Consider the following 16,538-nt stretch of genomic DNA (forward strand, 5'->3'; position numbering starts at 1 on the left):
CTCAGGTTGGCTATTTTGCCGAACGGTTTAATTTGGCTTTGATTTTTTCGGTCGCGGCAAATAATGCGTGTTTGTATTTTAGGAACAGGAAACCCAGTCCGACTGCCCATGCCAGCGCAAACCAAATGTAGTTGTCACGCGTACCCAGCCAAGTGTAGGCAAGGCAGATTATCAGGCAGAGCGTTGAGTTGGTATAAATCTTCAGGCGCGGCAAAGGCTGCCACAGGCGTGAAGAGAATTCGGTTTTAAAGATGAAAAACAGCCAAAAAGCCGTTGCGCTGGCCATAGCCGCACCTTTTGCACCGAATTTCGGCACCAGCAGATAGAGCAGGGCGGTATTGGCAAGAAAGGCAACGATGTTTATGACGGTAATCAGCCAAGTCGAGCGGACGACGTTCAAACCGATGCCGCTGACTTCGGTCAGCGTGTAAAACAGGGGAAAGAGCATACACGAGAGCAGGATAAATTGAACCTGTGTGTATTTTTCCGGCAGTATCCAAGTCGCCATCGGCGAGAAAATCCCGATGAGGCAAATCATTGCGCTGATGAGGACAGTCATGGAAAGCGTGATGTCGCCGATTTTGTCCAGATTAGTTTTTTCTTCTACCCATTTGAACACCAAAGGCGCCCAAATGGTGGAGAACACGCTTTGGAAAATCAAGGCGACGGCGCCAAAGCTGACCGCCATCGAATAAATACCCAACTCGTCCAGGCCCGAGATATTCTTGAGGACAAAACGGTCAATCGAAGTCAAACCCCAATAGGCCAAGTTGCCGAATGCCAACGGCAGGCCGTAGCGCAGGCCGTCCCGATGCAGCTCGGACGACCATTTCGCATGGGAAACGGCTTGCAGGTCTCGGCGCAGTTGATAGATCAACAGCGCAACGGTCAACACTTGGGCGGCGGTGTAGGCAAAAACCAGCGAAGTGGTATTGGCGGGCAGGCCGGAAGCGATCACGGCAAAAACCAACACCAAAATCAAAAATTTCGGCGCAAGCTGACTGACGGAAAAAGCCAATGCCTGCTCTTTCATCCGCAAAATCAAGGCTAAAAAACGGATAATCAGCGTGGTGGCCAAGAAAATCAGGAAGAGAATCCCCAAATTCGCACTGGGGATGTCGAAAATGATTTCAGACGGCCATGATGCGTTTATCAGCAACACTAAAACCACAACCGCCACCGTCAGAATCAATGGCGATAAAAAAACGGATTTGAACAGCGCGGCCTTGTCTTTAACGGCGTAATAGTCGCGAATATAGGATTGGTCCAGCCCCAAGCCCAAGAGCAGAATGCTCAGTCCGGCAATGGTCTGCAAGAGTACGATACGGCCGATGTCTTCCGCAGGGAAGTACCATGAGATGAGCGGCAGGGAAAGCAGGCCGAAAGCGGCGCTTCCTATCGGGCCCAATGCGTAGCCGAGGATTTTTTTCGCGTTCATATTATTTGTTTTCAGACGGCCAGAAGTTCGAGCTGAGCGTTTTTCGTAAGAGATGCGTTGTTACCGTTGCCGGTTTGCCAAGGCCGTCTGAAAAACAAATGGCCTTGGGAAACCGGCCGCCGTCCCGGTCGGGGAAACCGGTGGCAGCCGGATGCGTCTGAAGCAAGATTATGCTTTGATGACTTTAGGATTTTTCACTGGGAATTTGCCGCGAGTATCGACAATCAGCTTGGCATGTTCGGTGATCATGTCATAGTCGAATTTGTCGTGATCGGTGGTCAGAACCACGCAGTCGTATTGAGCGACAGTTTCAGGGGTCAGCGCTTCGCTCTTCAGGTCGAAGTAGTGGTGGCCGGGGATATGTGGGAACTCTGGAACGTGTGGGTCAGAGTAGGAAACCACTGCGCCCAGTTTGTGCAGGCGGTCCATAACTTCCACAGACGGGCTTTCACGCATATCGTCCACATTTTTCTTGTAGGCGATACCCAATACCAAGATTTTGCTGTCTTTGATAGAACGGTTGTGGTCGTTCAAAGCCAGGCCGACTTTTTCGATAACGTAGTCGGGCATGTGGGAGTTCACTTCGCCTGCCAGCTCGATGAAGCGGGTGTTTACGCCGTATTCGCGGGCTTTCCAAGTCAGGTAGAACGGGTCGATAGGGATACAGTGGCCGCCCAAGCCAGGGCCTGGGTAATAAGCAACGAAGCCGAACGGTTTGGTTGCGGCGGCATTGATGACTTCGTGAATGTCGATGCCCATTTTGTCGGCAACAATTTTCATCTCGTTCACCAAACCGATGTTTACGGCGCGGTGGATGTTTTCCAGAAGTTTGGTCAGCTCGGCCGCTTTGGTGGAGCTTACCGGAACAACTTTATCGATGGCGGGTTGGTACAGTGCCAGGCCGACTTCCAAACAAGCAGGGGTATGGCCGCCGATGACTTTTGGAATGGTACGGGTTTCAAAGTTAGGGTTACCCGGGTCTTCACGCTCAGGAGAGTAAACCAAGAACACGTCTTGACCGACTTTCAAGCCGCCTTCTTCCATGCGCGGCAGCAATTCTTCTTCGGTAGTACCGGGGTAGGTAGTGGATTCCAAAGACAGCACTTGGCCGGCGCGCAGGTAAGGTTTTACCGCATCGGTAGTGTCGATCACAAAGCTCATGTCCGGCTCGCGGTATTTGTTCAGCGGAGTCGGTACGCACAAAATGACGGCTTCTACTTCGCCGATGCGGGAGAAGTCTGTCGTTGCTTCAAACAGGCTGTTGGAAGCAGCGGCAATTTTGTCGGAAGGGATATGCTCGATGTAGCTTTCGCCTTTGTTGAGCTTGTCGACTTTGTTGGTGTCAATGTCGAAACCCAAAACTTGGTAACCGATATCCACATAGCGCAACATCAGTGGTAAACCGACGTAGCCTAAGCCAACGATGCCGATTTTTGCGGTCTTATCGGCAAATTTTTGTATCGTAATGTTTTTCATGATGTCTTTCGTGTAATGAATGAGTAAATCGGGAGTGTTTGCCCGATGCCTGAGTTGTTTGCTGCAACCGCATAGCCATAGCCGGCTGCCGTATCGTGTGAAGCCTTAAAACCATACTTATAATTACATTAGACAAAATCATAAGCACTTATCTGATTCGTCTCAATCAAAAAAGTTTAACGGTCGTTCAGGCGGCCTCTATGGTATGGAAACGGTATTTTTGAATGCTTAATTTTTAGAAATTACATTCAACCACATGTTTTGATTTTAGATATTGTTTTGTCAAATGTATGATTCATGAAATGAAACTACCGTTTATGCCGTTTAAAACCCTTCTAGAATAAAAACTTTTAATAAATTTTCGTGGCTTAACTTATCTTAATAATCCATTATTTCGTGATGAAAAAAAGGAAAATTTGTCGACAATCGGCTTGAGGATAGTTAACTTAAGTCAAAGTTTTAAATTGGAATACGCTAAAGTCATTATAATATATTGACGAAAAAATTACATTTATTGCTATGTAAATGATAGATATATACTATTAAAAGTGGTTTGATTATTAAGTTGAGGCAATTAGATGGATTTTTTCCGGAGAACCCATTTAATGTCCTGTCCGATGATTTCTACTGATTGACTTTGCCAAGGGCCGTCTGAAAGTAGGGCGGCCGGATTTTCAGGGAGGGAGAAAAGAGGTTTGCCTGCGCCCAATAGTTTTGGCGCTTGGTAGAGGACGATTTCATCCACCAAGTCATCCTTCAGGAAGGCTGAAGCAAGTGTTGAGCCGGCTTCTACCAGAACTTCGCCAAAGCCAAGCTCTGCCAGTTGCGGCATGAGTGAAAGAAGATTGATGCGGCCGTTGATGTGTTCAGACGGCCTGATGATGCGGATATGTTCAAATTTACCCAGCGCCTGCAAACGTTGTTCGTCTGAGGAAAGGGTAACGATAACGGTCGGGCTTTCGGTATCGGTCACGAGGTGGCAGTCCAAAGGGATTTGCAGCCGGCTGTCTAAGACGATACGCGCAGGTTGGCGCAGAGTGGGGAAGCTGCGGACGTTGAGCTTCGGGTTGTCGGCAAGTACGGTACCAATACCGGTCAAAACGGCGCAACTTTCGGCGCGGAGAATTTGTACGTCTTCGCGTGCCGCTTCGCCGGTAATCCAAAAACTGCGGCCGTCTGAAAGGGCGGTTTTGCCGTCCAAACTGGCAGCGCATTTGAGGCGGACAAACGGTCTGCCGCGTTCGATACGCGACAGGAAACCGCGGTTGAGTTCGCGCGCCTGAGCTTCCAACAAACCGCTTTCTGTACGGATTCCGGCGGCTTCCAGCATGGATAAGCCTTTGCCTGCGACCAACGGGTTAGGGTCGGTCATGGCGGCGACTACGCGCGTTACGCCGGAATGAACCAGCGCTTCGGCGCATGGCGGCGTGCGGCCGTAATGGCTGCAAGGTTCCAGCGTGACATAGGCTGTTGCGCCTTTTGCCGCCGCTTGGGCCTGCCTCAATGCGTGAACTTCAGCGTGCGGCTCGCCTGCTTTGACGTGGAAACCTTGTCCGACGATTTGGGCACCGTGTGCAATTACGCAACCGACGCGGGGATTGGGGGAAGTAGAAAACCGCCCAAGCTTGGCCAGCTCGAGGGCGGTTTGCATCATTTGGGTATCAAGTGCGGAAAACATGGTTTCAGACGGCCTTATTTGGCTTTACATTCGGCGATGACTTGGGTGAATTCGGAAACGTCTTTAAAGCTTTTATAGACAGACGCGAAGCGGACATAAGCAACTTGGTCGATTTTTGCCAGCTCTTCCATCGCCATTTCGCCGACGATGCGCGAAGCGACCTCTTTTTTGCCCAAACGGTAGAGGCGCTGCTCGATAAGGGCAACGGTTTCATCGATTTGTTCTTGTGTGACTGGGCGTTTGTGCAGCGCGCGCTCAAGGCTGGTCTGCAGTTTGTGCGCATTGAAGGGAACCCGTGTGCCGTTGGATTTGATGACTTGCGGCATCCGCATTTCAACGGTTTCAAAAGTGCTGAAGCGTTGTCCGCATTCCAAGCATTTGCGACGGCGACGGATGCTGTTGGTGTCTTCCAGCCATCGCGAGTCGGTTACTTGTGTGTTGGGGTGTTGGCAAAACGGGCACTTCATCGGGTTTCCTTGTCATACGCTCGGCAAGGTCGCTAAGCAATTGAATTTATTGTTTGTGAACTATTATTGTAGCGGATTGCGTTATTTTCGTATAGTAAAGGCTTTTCGCTGGATTAAGTATAAAAAGGCCGTCTGAAAGGGCAACTTGAGCGAAGTTGAGCCTTTCAGACGGCCTTGTGTTTTTCAGTCGAGCAAACGTTAAACCGATACGCCGACGGCACGGGCGATTTCCAAACCTTCTTCTGCACTCATATAAACCGGATTTTCGGGGCGGTCACTGAGGACAATGTCGCCGTCTTGAAACATCACTAATTCATTGACTGCCAATTGCGACCAGGTTTCATCTCGTGTCAGGGGCAGGGTGGCGATGACGGAAACTTTATCGTTCGGGGTGGTCACTTCTGAAAAATCGACCATGACATCATCGTCCAGCAAACGCGCTTTGCCAAACGGGGCTTTGCGTACGATGTAGTGCAGCAAGGTGCTGGCGTGGGCAAACAGGCAGTCGCCGTTGGACATGACGAAGTTGAACAAGCCGTAGCGGCGGATTTCATGGGTCAGGCCGGCAATGGCATCAAACAAAACTTCAGGTTCGGGCTTGGTGGCAAAGCGGCTGCGCAGGCGGTTGAGAATAAAGCAGAACGCGCGTTCGGAATCGGTTGTGCCGACGGCATGGTAGTACTCGCCCTGCTCGGGGTAAAAATCAATCAAATGGCCGTTGTGGGCAAACAGCCAATATTCACCCCACATCTCGCGCATGAAGGGATGAGTGTTCGCCAATGAGGTCTGGCCTTGTGAGGCCTTGCGGATATGGGCGATAACGTTTTCAGATTTGATTTGGTAGGCGCGTACCAAGTCGGCAACGGGCGAGTTGGCGCTGGGTTTGTCGTCGTGAAACAAGCGCACGCCTTTGCCTTCGAAAAAGCCGATACCGAAGCCGTCGGCGTGGTGGTCGGTAATACCGCCGCGACGGCGGAAGCCTTCAAAAGAAAACATGATGTCTGTGGGCGTGTTGCAATTCATGCCGAGCAGTTGGCACATGGCGTTAACCTTTATTTTTGGGGTATTTATAGGGTTATTATGGTGTATCGGGCAGGCAGTTTCAATATGTAGAGTGTGATATGTTTATAACTATCTCATACTTGGCGGGCCGTCTGAAAAATTGCTGTCAAAAATTCAGACGGCCTTAAAGTGTTCCCAGACCGGGCGGCATTGTTCGGGTAAGTCGGGGCAGGCACCGAGTATGCCGCCGCTGAAGTCGTTGGGGCGGTGGAAGTCGCTGCCTGCGCTGGCGAGAAAGTCGAAGCGGTCGGCAAGCAGGGCATAGTTGAGGCGGTCGTTTTTGCAGCAGTTGCCGCTGTGTACTTCAATCCCTGCGCCGCCGAGATTTTTAAATTCTTGAAACAGGTTTCGTTTGGCGGTGGCGGATAATTCATAGCGCATCGGGTGGGCGATAATGGCCATGCCGCCCGCGCCTGTAATCGCGGCTACGCAGTCTTCCAGTGTGGCCCATTCATGTCTGACGGAACAGGATTTGCCGTCGCCCAGATATTTGGTAAACGCCTGCTGTTTGTTTTTAACATGGCCTTCGCGGATGAGGAATTCGGCAATGTGGGTGCGGCTGGCCATTTCTTTGTTGGCGGCCAATGCCAGCGCGCCTTCATACGCGCCTGTTATGCCTTTTTTCTCCAGTTTGGCCGCGATGGCTTCCAATCGTTTCAGACGGCCTTTACGGACTTCGGCAAGCAGGTTTTGCAGGGTTTCGTTGTGTTCGTCAAAGTCCAAGCCGACAACGTGGATGGTGCGGCCGCGCCAAGTGACGGATATTTCCGCGCCGTTGACGAAGGGGAGACCGAGGATATCGGCTTCGGCGCGTGCTTCGGCGAGTCCGCCGGTGTGGTCGTGGTCGGTCAGGGCGAGTAGGGTGCAACCGTTTTGACGGGCGAGTCGGACAACTTCGGCTGGGGAGAGCATGCCGTCTGAAACGGTCGAATGGCAGTGTAAATCAATCATGGTTTTGCTTTGAATTTTCTCAAAAAAGGCCGTCTGAACGTTTCAGACGGCCTTGATTTGTTAGAACAGAGAGTCCAGTTGTTGTTTGTTGTTGTTGCCGGTATTGCTTGGCAGAACTGGGGTTTCGTCTAATTCTTCACGGGCTGGCGCATTGCCGCTCTCGGCACGGCGGCGGTTTTCATTCGGAACCGCGCGACGGGCAGATTGAGCGGGATGCGGAGCAACGCCGCTGTTGTCCAAGGCTAGGTCGGAGCTGGTGGTCATGCGTTCGCGCATATACACTTCGCCACCGTTCGAAACCACGCCCTCAGGGGCTTTCATCGGTTTGACGCTGGTGCCTTTCAGGGCAAAGCGCATGTATTCTACCCATACCGGTACGGCGATTGTACCACCGTAACCTGCACGACCCATGCTGCGCGGTTTGTCAAAGCCGATATAGACGGCAGTCACAACGCTAGGGTTGAAGCCGACAAACCATGCGTCTTTGTTGTCGTTGGTGGTACCGGTTTTACCGGCGATGTCAGAGCGGCCGAGCGCGGCTGCACCGCGTGCGGTACCGACACGGACAACGTCCTGCATGATTTTGTACATGATGTAGGCGTTGCGCGGGTCAATGGCCTGAGGTGCGTTCTCACCGGCTACCAAAGGTTGCATTTGCGCTCTCAGACGGCCTTGGCTGTCGTAGATTTTGTCGATGACGTGGGCGGACACTTTGTAACCGCCGTTGGCAAAGACGCTGTAACCTTCTGCAATACGCAACGGCGTGGTTTCGCCTGTACCCAAAGCCATAGACAGGCTGGCAGGGATTTCAGACGGCTTAAAGCCGAAGCGTTGGATGTATTGTTGCGCGTAACCGATACCGATAGACATCAGGATACGGATGGACACCATGTTTTTCGACGCGGTCAAAGCCTGGCGCAGTGTGATGTAACCGGAATAGCGGCCGTCTGAATTTTTCGGGTTCCACGCTTTGCCGTTTGCACCTTTGCCCGGCAGGGAAATCGGCGCATCGTTAATCATGGTGGAAGCAGTCATGCCTTTTGCCAAAGCGGCGGAATAAACGAACGGTTTGAACGTCGAGCCGGGTTGGCGCATGGCTTGAGTTGCGCGGTTGAAGGTTTTGCTGTGGTAGTCGTAGCCGCCGACCAATGCGCGGACTGCGCCCGTTTTCGCATCTAAAGACACCAATGCGCCTTGTAGCAAAGGCTCTTGAACGACGGTAAAGGTATCGCCGCTGCCTTTAACGCGGATGACGGAGCCGCGGCGGATGCGGTCTTCTCCCATTTTTTCGTTGTTGACGGCACGGGCGGCAAAGCCTAAAGCGTGGCTGTTCAGCGTCACTTTACGGCCGCTCGGCAACTGAATCTGTACACCTTTGCGGGAGGCTTCCAATACAACCGCCGGAATCATTTTATCGACGGTGTAAAGTGTAGAAAGGTATTGGCTGACGGTTTCTTCTACGTTGTCGCTTTTGCTCAGGTCAATGTAGTTTTCTGCGCCGCGGTAGCTGCTGCCGCGGTCGAAATTGCGCAGGACTTTACGCAGGGCTTCGGTGGCCACGCGCTGGTGTGCAGTATCGACGGTGGTATATACCTTGAAGCCTTGCGTGTAGGCATCTTCGCCGTATTTCTCAAACAGCTCTTGACGCACCATTTCAGCAACGTACAGGGCGCTTTGATCGATGTTTTGTACAAAACGCTCGTAATGCAACTCTTCTTTCAAAGCCTGATCGCGTTGCTGCAGGGTAATCATGCCTTCTTCCAGCATATTGTTCAGAATATAAGCCTGACGCAGTTTGGCGCGTTCAGGGTTTACAATCGGATTGTAGGCGGAAGGGGCTTTGGGCAAGCCGGCCAACATGGCGGCTTCGGCCAATGTTAACTCGTTAACATTTTTGTTGAAATAAATTTGGGCGGCAGATGCGAAACCATAAGCGCGTTGACCCAAATAGATTTGGTTGAAGTACAGCTCCAAAATCTTATCTTTGCTCAAAGACTGCTCGATTTTGTAGGCCAACAGGGCTTCGTTGAATTTACGGGTGAACGAACGCTCGCTGCTCAGGTAGAAGTTTTTAGCAACCTGTTGCGTAATCGTACTGGCACCGGATTGGACGCCGCCGGCCATGACGTTGCCGATCGCGGCGCGCGCCACACCCCAAACGTCCACGCCCCAGTGGTCGTAGAAGCGTTTGTCTTCGGCGGCAATCACGGCATTTTTCAAAACTTTGGGAAAGTCACCGATTTTGGTGAATTCACGCCGTTGCTCGCCATAAACGCCAATTACTTGGCCGTCTGAAGAATAAATCGTCAGCGGCATTTTGGGTTTGTAGTGTTGTAAAGTGTCCAAAGACGGCAGCTTCGGATAGGTGACCAAAATTGCAATTGCAATTAGCCCCACGCCGAAAAGAGCCAGTCCCAATAAGAGACCCAGGCAGGTCGTTATAATCTTTTTAATCATGACTAAGTAATAATTTGCCATTAATGGCGATAAATAAAGTAAAATGGGAAACGATTTCTATCAGCCACAGTCAATACTGTGCAAAGAATAAGAAGTCCTTTACGGATAACGAAACAGTTACTCACTCCTAAATGATACAGGGAAGTCAAATCATGCGCTTATTTAAAAGCACGAAAGATACCAAAACAGGCAAGGCTTCTAGCGGATTGAACAACCGCTCTGCCATCGGCGTCGACATCAGCCAACATGCCATTAAGATGGTACAACTGACAGGCCGTAGTTTAAACCAAATTCAGCTGGAAAAATACGTTATTACCAAATTGCCTAAAAATATTGTCAAAGGCAACAAAATTCAAGACTACGATCAGCTTGCTACTTACATCCAACATACTTACACACAATTACGCAGTTCTTGCAAAAATATTGTTGCGGCTGTGCCACAAAATTTGGCAACAGTCGAGCAAATTATTTACAACCCGCGTGATACCGATCTGGACTTGGAAGAGTTTGTCGAAGCGGAAGTCGGCCAATTTGCGCCTATTGAAGAAATGAACTACGACTTTCAAGCCGAAGAAGTCGGTTCAGGCCAGCATGTTTTAGCTGTTGCCGCCAAAAAAGACGATGTCGAGCCACGCATTGAAATGTTTGAAAATGCCGGTCTGCCTTTGTCCGCTTTGGACTTGGACTTGCTGGCGCAACGCAATGCCTTCGTCTATTGGATGAATACGCATGCTCCCGAAATGGCAGAGGAAAAAGTTGCCGTGTTTGGCATTCATGCGACGCAAATGTATGCCCTGATTCTGCAAAACGGCCGCATTCTCTATAAACAAGAAACTCCGGTCAGCACAGAGCAACTCAATCAGCTGATTCAGCGTACTTATCAGGTAACTGAAGAAAAAGCCGCACAAATGATGGCTTCCCAAAACAAGCCTTCCGACTACCAGTCTCAGATTGCCGACCGTTTTAATGTACAGGTTGCGCAAGAAGTTCAGCGTGTTTTGCAATTTTACTATACCACGCAGGCCACTGATTCTTTCGCCAATATCAAACACATCCTGCTGACCGGCTTTACCGCACAGCAGGCAGGTTTGGCAGAAAGCATTTTCTCGCAAACCAATACGGCAACAGAATATCTGCATCCGATTTCATATGTGGAACGCAGTGCAAAAGTAGAATTGCCGCAGTTTCAAATTGATGCGCCGTCACTGACTTTGGCGTTCGGATTGGCATTAAGGGGACTTTGAGAACATGATCGAATTAACCAGAATCAACCTTCTTCCGTATCGGGAAGAGATTAAACAGCGCAAGCAGCAGCAATTCAAAGTATTGATGCTTGGCGCTTTTGCAGTGGGTTTGGGCTTGGCAGCCGCTACCTATCTCGGTATTGACAGCGCCATCCGCAATCAAGAAGGCCGCAACAACTTCCTGCAAACCGAAATTGACAGACTTGATAGAGAATTAGGCGAAATCGATAAACTTCAGCAAGAAAAAGAAGCCTTCTTGGCTAAAAAGCTGAAAGTTGAAGAGTTGCAGGAAAAACGCTATCAAGCGGCCTATATCCTTGATTCTTTGAATGCGCTTACGCCCGATAATACTTATTTGACTGCGTTGGAAGCAGAAAGCCCGACCAGCTATAAAATCAGCGGTCATGCCATCAGCGACAATAAAATCGCCGTTATGATGCGCTCCCTGCCAAGTACAGGTATTTTCTTGCAGCCTGAATTGTTGAGCATTAAAAAAGTAGATAACTACCAAGAATTTACTTTGAAATCTTCAATCAACCAAGTGAATACGCCGGCTCCTGCACCGACTGCCCAAAGCAGCGGTGAAATGGCCGAACCTGTGGCCGAACCTGCTCCGGAGGCTCAATAATGGCATCTAAAAACCTAAAACAATTGGACGTACAAAACCTGTACCTGCTCAATATGCCTTCAAAACTTTTGCTGGCAGGTTTATTGATTGTCGGTATGTTGGCTTTGGGCTATGTCGGCGTCTTTAAAGATCAGATTGAAACCTTGAATACGCAGGAAGCCAAAGAAGATGAGCTGAAGGAAACCTTTACGCGTAAAAGCATTCAGGCGGCAAGTTTGAATAATCTGAAAGCAGAATTGGCTTCGATTCGTTCTGCATTCGACGTTTTGTTGAAACAATTGCCGACTGACGCGGAAATTCCGAACCTGATTCAAGAATTGCATCAGGCGGGTTCGACCAACGGCTTGCGTTTGGACAGCGTTGCACCGCTCCAACCTGAAAACGATGGCCCGATTCAAAAACTGCCGTATCAGATTTCCATCACAGGCAAATACGCTCAGATCAGCCAATTTACTCGTGATGTAGGTGATTTGTCGCGCATTATTACGTTGGATTCTTTGAAGTTCGTAAACGCAGGCGAGGATAAAGAAGGCAAAGGCAATAAAGGCGAATTGACACTGAGCGCGATTGCGACGACTTACAAAGCCCGTCCTGCCGAAGAGATTGCCGCTGAATTGGCTGCGCAACAGGCGCAGGAAGAAGGCAAATCTGCTGAGAATGAGCAAAAATAAAAGAATAGGGAAATCATGAAAAAAATCATCTTACTCTTAAGTCTTCTTCCCTTGGCAGCCTGCACGCAAAGCTATGAAGATTTGACTCAATGGATGACGCAAACCCGTCAGGAGGCGAAGTCCAAGATTATTCCGTTTGAAGAGCCGACGGTTACATTGCCCAAGCCGTATAACCCTCCAAATTTTAAAGGCTTGAATGCGTTTGATTCACGCCGTTTGGATACTGCCCCCAAAGGCGGTAATGCGCCGGATGTAAACCGTCCGAAAGAAACCTTGGAAGCCTTCAGTCTGGAAAACATGACTTTTGTCGGAACGCTTCAAAGCGGTGGTAAAGTTTCCGGATTTATCAAAGTCAACGACCATGTTTATACCGTTTATCCCGGAAACTACATCGGTCAGAATTACGGCAGAATCCAAAGTATTACTGAAGATAAAATTATCCTGACCGAGCAAGTTGAAGACAGCTACGGCAACTGGGTGTACCGGAAGGCCGAATTGCCGTTGAGCAGCAAAGACGCGGATTCTTCCGATAGCTCAGATAGTTCGAATTCAAATTAATTTAGGGGTCTCACTCGATTATGAAAACCAAGCACATGACAAAATTATTTGCCGGCTTCAGCGTTGCCCTCGCTGTTCAGACGGCCTTTGCAGGCAATATTACCGATATCAACGTTTCCACTTTGCCTGACAACCAAAAAATCATCAAAATCCGTTTCGACAAAGACGTCACCACACCTCATGGTTTTGTAACATCTACTCCGGCGCGTATTGCATTGGATTTTGCCAACACCAATATCCGTTTGCCCCAGCCTGTTTTGGAATATGCCGACCCCTTGCTGAATCAAATTACTGCGGCACAAAACAACGACCGCGCACGCGTGGTTTTGGGTTTGAACAAAATCAGCCAATACAATACTGAAATTCGCGGCAACGAAGTTTGGGTATTCGTAAACGAATCTACTGACCAAACCAATGCGGCCGTTGTAAATGAACGTGCAGCTACACCGTCTACCGCGCGCGCTACTCAGGCCTATCAAGCCGTTTCGGCCGCCAATATCGATTTCCGCAAAGGCGCACGCAATTCCGGCATTATTGAACTGTCTGCCCCGGGTTTCAGCGGACAGCCGGACATCAAACAGCAACGCGACCGCGTCGTTGTTACCTTGAAAAACCATACACTGCCGACACAAGCGCAACGCAGTTTGGATGTGGCTGACTTCAATACGCCTGTACAAAACGTTACGCTCAAACGTATCGGCAATTCTACCCAGCTCATTATCCGCAACAATAATGCGAATTGGGACATCAATACCAAAGCCTCTTCCGGCCGTTTTGTATTTGAAGTATCGCCTAAAGCCGCCAATACCGAATCCGGCGGCTTGAACCAAAATGCAAACAAATCGTTTAAAGGCCGTAAAATTTCCTTGGACTTCCAAGATGTAGAAGTCCGTACCATTTTGCAGATTTTGGCGAAAGAATCCGGCGTGAATATTGTTGCCAGCGATACCGTCAAAGGCACCATGACTTTGTCCCTGAAAGATGTACCTTGGGATCAGGCTTTGGATTTGGTCATGCAGGCGCGTAATTTGGATATGCGCCGTCAAGGCAACATCATCAATATTGCTCCTCGCGATGAATTGTTGGCAAAAGACAAAGCCTTCTTGCAGGCGGAAAAAGAGATTGCCGAATTGGGTCCGCTGTATTCTCAAACCTTCCAGTTGAAATACAAAAACGTGGAAGAATTCCGCAAAATTCTGCGTTTGGAAGAATACGACAGCAATAATTCCAATACCCGCAACACTTTGTTGAGCAACCGAGGCAGTGCCTTAATTGATCCGGCTACCAATACACTGATCGTAACCGATAACCGCGGCGTGATTGAGAAATTCCGCAAACTAATTGATGAACTGGACGTTCCAACCCGTCAAGTGATGGTGGAAGCGCGTATTGTGGAAGCAGAAGATACCTTCTTCCGCAACTTGGGCGTTAAATTCGGTTCCGGTGGTGCAAGTGGCCGTAACGCATGGGGCAGCAACTGGAGCAATGCGCAAACCAACTACAATACCAATGCCTCGTTTAACCGTGGCGATGTCCGCTATCCTACTTGGTCTTTGGATCCGAATGTCAGTCTGCCGACCGCAGCCGCAGTCAACAGCATTGCGCTGGTGCGTGCGTTCTCGTCCGGCGCATTGGGTTTGGAAATCAGCGCGTCTGAAGAACAAGGTAAGAGTAAAACTATTTCCAATCCGCGCGTGCTGACACAAGACCGCAAAGAAGCCAAAATTGAATCCGGTACGGAAATTCCTTACCAAGAGGCTTCTTCCAGCGGTGCGACTTCGATTACCTTCAAGAAAGCCGTTTTGGGCTTGACCGTAACGCCGAACATTACGCCTGACGGTCAAATCATTATGACTGTGAAGATTAATCGTGATACCCCGATCGACTGTACCGTAGATTCTCTGACAACCAAGTGTATCAACACCAAACACTTGAATACCCAAGCCATGGTTGAAGATGGCGGTACGCTGATTGTCGGCGGTATTTACGAAGAAGAAAGCACCAATGCAGTGAACAAAGTACCTGTTTTGGGCGATATTCCTGTTGTCGGCAATCTGTTTAAATCACGCGGCAAACGTGAAAACCGCCGTGAGCTGTTGATCTTCATCACGCCGCGCATTATGGACAATGTGGGTAACAATCTGCGTTATTGATTTTAGAATGACAAACAGGCATATCTGCAAAGGTATGCCTGTTTTCGTTTTCAGACGGCCTGAGATGAAAAGGCCGTCTGAAAAACGACGAACTTTTCCACGAAACCACCATATCGTATAAAATGACCCTCATGGAAAAAATCAACGGCAATTTAATTTTAATCGGGCTGATGGGCGCGGGCAAAACCACTTTAGGCAAGCAGCTTGCCCAAATGTTTGAATGCCCGTTTTACGACAGTGACTACGAAATCTGCACTTCTTCGGGCGTATCCATTCCGACCATTTTTGAGATGGAAGGGGAGGAAGGCTTCCGCAACCGCGAAACCAATATGCTGAAGAAGCTCGCTTCCCGGCGCAACATCGTTTTATCGACCGGTGGCGGCTCCGTATTGCGCAGTGAAAACAGACAGATTTTGCGCCAAAACGGCACGGTTGTTTATCTGCATGCCAGCCCCGAAACCTTGCTGGAGCGTACCCGTTACGACAGCAACCGGCCGCTGTTGCAAGTTGCCGACCCTTTGGCCAAACTGCAAGAGCTGTATGACCAACGCGATACGCTGTACCGTCAAACTGCCCATCTCGTCATCGAATCCGACAGCTGTCACAAAACGCTCAAACGCCTGATACAGGCTTTAGACGAATAAATACGCTTTGCAAAGGAATACCATGCGCACACTGACTGTCCAAACCCCGTCCCATCAATACCCCATCTTTATCGGGCATAAACTGATTGAGCAGGCAGATACGCTGCTTCAGCCCTATTTAGGCAAAAAAGCAGCCATCATTACCAACGAAACCGTTGCGCCGCTTTATCTCAAACAGCTTCAGACGGCCTTAGACAGACTGGGCGTGCCGCATTTCAGCATTATCCTTCCCGACGGCGAAGAATATAAAAACTGGCAGACGCTTAACCTGATTTACGATGGTCTGATGCAAAACCGTGCCGAACGTAAAACCACTTTAATCGCTTTGGGCGGCGGTGTGATAGGCGATATGGTCGGCTTTGCCGCGGCGACTTATCAGCGTGGCGCACCTTTTATCCAAGTACCGACCACATTGCTCAGCCAGGTCGATTCCTCGGTCGGCGGTAAAACTGCCATCAACCATCCGCTCGGTAAAAATATGATTGGCGCGTTCTACCAGCCGCAAGCCGTGCTGGCCGATTTGACCGCCCTGCAAACGCTGCCGCAACGCGAACTTTCCGCAGGTATAGCCGAAGTCATCAAATACGGCGCATTGGGCGATGCCGAATTTTTTGCTTGGTTGGAAGAAAATATGGCCGACCTGATGGTGCAACACCAAGAAAAAATGGCAGAAGCCGTTTACCATTGCTGCAAAATGAAGGCCGATATTGTTGCCCAAGACGAAACCGAGCAGGGCATCCGCGCATGGCTTAATCTCGGCCACACTTTCGGCCATGCCATCGAAGCCGAAATGGGCTACGGCGTATGGTTGCACGGCGAAGCCGTTGCCGCCGGTTGCGTCCTTGCTTCCCGTTTGTCGCAAATTTTGGGTAAAACCCAACAAGCCGATACCGATCGTATTGCCGCTTTAATGGAAGCCGCCTCCCTCCCGTCTGCGCCGCCTGTTTTTTCATTTGAAAAATGGATTGAACACATGAGCCACGACAAAAAAGTCAGCAGCGGCATCATGCGTTTTGTCGGCTTGGAATACTTGGGCAAAGCCAATATCACCGAAATTACCGATATGGAAATCCTCCGCCAAACCTTGCAGCCGTATTTGTGAGGAATGAAT

General features: G+C 49.8%; 14 protein-coding genes. 7 read left to right on the forward strand and 7 right to left on the reverse strand.

What is annotated here, in order from left to right; genetic code table 11:
- Positions 1-10: 10 nt before the first annotated feature.
- The 7 genes from CYJ98_RS10895 to CYJ98_RS10925 form a co-directional block, all read right to left on the reverse strand.
- On the reverse strand, positions 11-1,438 hold the full coding sequence (locus tag CYJ98_RS10895; protein ID WP_101756147.1) for an oligosaccharide flippase family protein: 1,428 nt from the start codon (positions 1,436-1,438) through the stop codon (positions 11-13).
- Positions 1,439-1,606: 168 nt separating this feature from the next.
- Positions 1,607-2,914 (reverse strand): nucleotide sugar dehydrogenase, encoded by a 1,308-nt coding sequence (locus tag CYJ98_RS10900; protein ID WP_004520865.1) that lies wholly within the window; start codon positions 2,912-2,914, stop codon positions 1,607-1,609.
- Between the two features lie 574 nt (positions 2,915-3,488).
- On the reverse strand, positions 3,489-4,592 hold the full coding sequence (gene ribD, locus CYJ98_RS10905; protein ID WP_101756146.1) for a bifunctional diaminohydroxyphosphoribosylaminopyrimidine deaminase/5-amino-6-(5-phosphoribosylamino)uracil reductase RibD: 1,104 nt from the start codon (positions 4,590-4,592) through the stop codon (positions 3,489-3,491).
- A gap of 14 nt (positions 4,593-4,606) precedes the next feature.
- Positions 4,607-5,059: a transcriptional regulator NrdR gene (gene nrdR, locus CYJ98_RS10910; RefSeq protein WP_070607152.1), complete on the reverse strand. Its 453-nt coding sequence runs from the start codon at positions 5,057-5,059 to the stop codon at positions 4,607-4,609.
- Positions 5,060-5,257: 198 nt separating this feature from the next.
- Positions 5,258-6,100 (reverse strand): class II glutamine amidotransferase, encoded by an 843-nt coding sequence (locus CYJ98_RS10915; protein ID WP_049333539.1) that lies wholly within the window; start codon positions 6,098-6,100, stop codon positions 5,258-5,260.
- A gap of 135 nt (positions 6,101-6,235) precedes the next feature.
- Positions 6,236-7,072, reverse strand: coding sequence for a PHP domain-containing protein (locus CYJ98_RS10920; RefSeq protein WP_101756145.1), 837 nt, complete (start codon positions 7,070-7,072; stop codon positions 6,236-6,238).
- A gap of 60 nt (positions 7,073-7,132) precedes the next feature.
- Positions 7,133-9,529: a penicillin-binding protein 1A gene (locus tag CYJ98_RS10925; protein ID WP_101756144.1), complete on the reverse strand. Its 2,397-nt coding sequence runs from the start codon at positions 9,527-9,529 to the stop codon at positions 7,133-7,135.
- Between the two features lie 152 nt (positions 9,530-9,681).
- On the opposite strand from CYJ98_RS10925, the gene pilM reads away from it, so the two are divergent.
- From pilM to aroB, 7 genes are all read left to right on the forward strand, one after another.
- Complete coding sequence (gene pilM / locus CYJ98_RS10930; protein ID WP_070825873.1) at positions 9,682-10,773, forward strand: type IV pilus assembly protein PilM; 1,092 nt, start codon at positions 9,682-9,684, stop codon at positions 10,771-10,773.
- Positions 10,774-10,777: 4 nt separating this feature from the next.
- A complete protein-coding gene (locus CYJ98_RS10935) occupies positions 10,778-11,401 on the forward strand; it encodes a PilN domain-containing protein (RefSeq protein ID WP_101756142.1) in 624 nt (207 codons plus the stop codon).
- The gene (locus CYJ98_RS10940) at positions 11,401-12,072 is read left to right on the forward strand and encodes a type 4a pilus biogenesis protein PilO (RefSeq protein WP_101756141.1); all 672 of its coding nucleotides are present in this window, start codon (positions 11,401-11,403) and stop codon (positions 12,070-12,072) included. The genes CYJ98_RS10935 and CYJ98_RS10940 overlap by 1 nt, the downstream gene beginning before the upstream one ends.
- 15 nt (positions 12,073-12,087) lie before the next feature.
- Positions 12,088-12,630 (forward strand): pilus assembly protein PilP, encoded by a 543-nt coding sequence (locus CYJ98_RS10945; protein WP_070850266.1) that lies wholly within the window; start codon positions 12,088-12,090, stop codon positions 12,628-12,630.
- A gap of 20 nt (positions 12,631-12,650) precedes the next feature.
- Positions 12,651-14,783, forward strand: coding sequence for a type IV pilus secretin PilQ (gene pilQ / locus CYJ98_RS10950; RefSeq protein WP_101756140.1), 2,133 nt, complete (start codon positions 12,651-12,653; stop codon positions 14,781-14,783).
- A gap of 131 nt (positions 14,784-14,914) precedes the next feature.
- Positions 14,915-15,427 (forward strand): shikimate kinase, encoded by a 513-nt coding sequence (locus CYJ98_RS10955; protein WP_039862528.1) that lies wholly within the window; start codon positions 14,915-14,917, stop codon positions 15,425-15,427.
- Positions 15,428-15,449: 22 nt separating this feature from the next.
- Complete coding sequence (gene aroB, locus CYJ98_RS10960) at positions 15,450-16,529, forward strand: 3-dehydroquinate synthase (RefSeq protein WP_101756139.1); 1,080 nt, start codon at positions 15,450-15,452, stop codon at positions 16,527-16,529.
- Positions 16,530-16,538: the final 9 nt, after the last annotated feature.

The sequence above is a fragment of the Neisseria perflava genome (assembly GCF_002863305.2).
GTDB lineage: Bacteria > Pseudomonadota > Gammaproteobacteria > Burkholderiales > Neisseriaceae > Neisseria > Neisseria perflava_A.

Coding starts and splice junctions, on each gene's coding strand:
- CYJ98_RS10895 (WP_101756147.1), bottom strand. CDS start 1,438: ATGAACGCGAAAAAAATCCTCGGCTACGCATTGGGCCCGATAGGAAGC.
- CYJ98_RS10900 (WP_004520865.1), bottom strand. CDS start 2,914: ATGAAAAACATTACGATACAAAAATTTGCCGATAAGACCGCAAAAATC.
- ribD (WP_101756146.1), bottom strand. CDS start 4,592: ATGTTTTCCGCACTTGATACCCAAATGATGCAAACCGCCCTCGAGCTG.
- nrdR (WP_070607152.1), bottom strand. CDS start 5,059: ATGAAGTGCCCGTTTTGCCAACACCCCAACACACAAGTAACCGACTCG.
- CYJ98_RS10915 (WP_049333539.1), bottom strand. CDS start 6,100: ATGTGCCAACTGCTCGGCATGAATTGCAACACGCCCACAGACATCATG.
- CYJ98_RS10920 (WP_101756145.1), bottom strand. CDS start 7,072: ATGATTGATTTACACTGCCATTCGACCGTTTCAGACGGCATGCTCTCC.
- CYJ98_RS10925 (WP_101756144.1), bottom strand. CDS start 9,529: ATGATTAAAAAGATTATAACGACCTGCCTGGGTCTCTTATTGGGACTG.
- pilM (WP_070825873.1), top strand. CDS start 9,682: ATGCGCTTATTTAAAAGCACGAAAGATACCAAAACAGGCAAGGCTTCT.
- CYJ98_RS10935 (WP_101756142.1), top strand. CDS start 10,778: ATGATCGAATTAACCAGAATCAACCTTCTTCCGTATCGGGAAGAGATT.
- CYJ98_RS10940 (WP_101756141.1), top strand. CDS start 11,401: ATGGCATCTAAAAACCTAAAACAATTGGACGTACAAAACCTGTACCTG.
- CYJ98_RS10945 (WP_070850266.1), top strand. CDS start 12,088: ATGAAAAAAATCATCTTACTCTTAAGTCTTCTTCCCTTGGCAGCCTGC.
- pilQ (WP_101756140.1), top strand. CDS start 12,651: ATGAAAACCAAGCACATGACAAAATTATTTGCCGGCTTCAGCGTTGCC.
- CYJ98_RS10955 (WP_039862528.1), top strand. CDS start 14,915: ATGGAAAAAATCAACGGCAATTTAATTTTAATCGGGCTGATGGGCGCG.
- aroB (WP_101756139.1), top strand. CDS start 15,450: ATGCGCACACTGACTGTCCAAACCCCGTCCCATCAATACCCCATCTTT.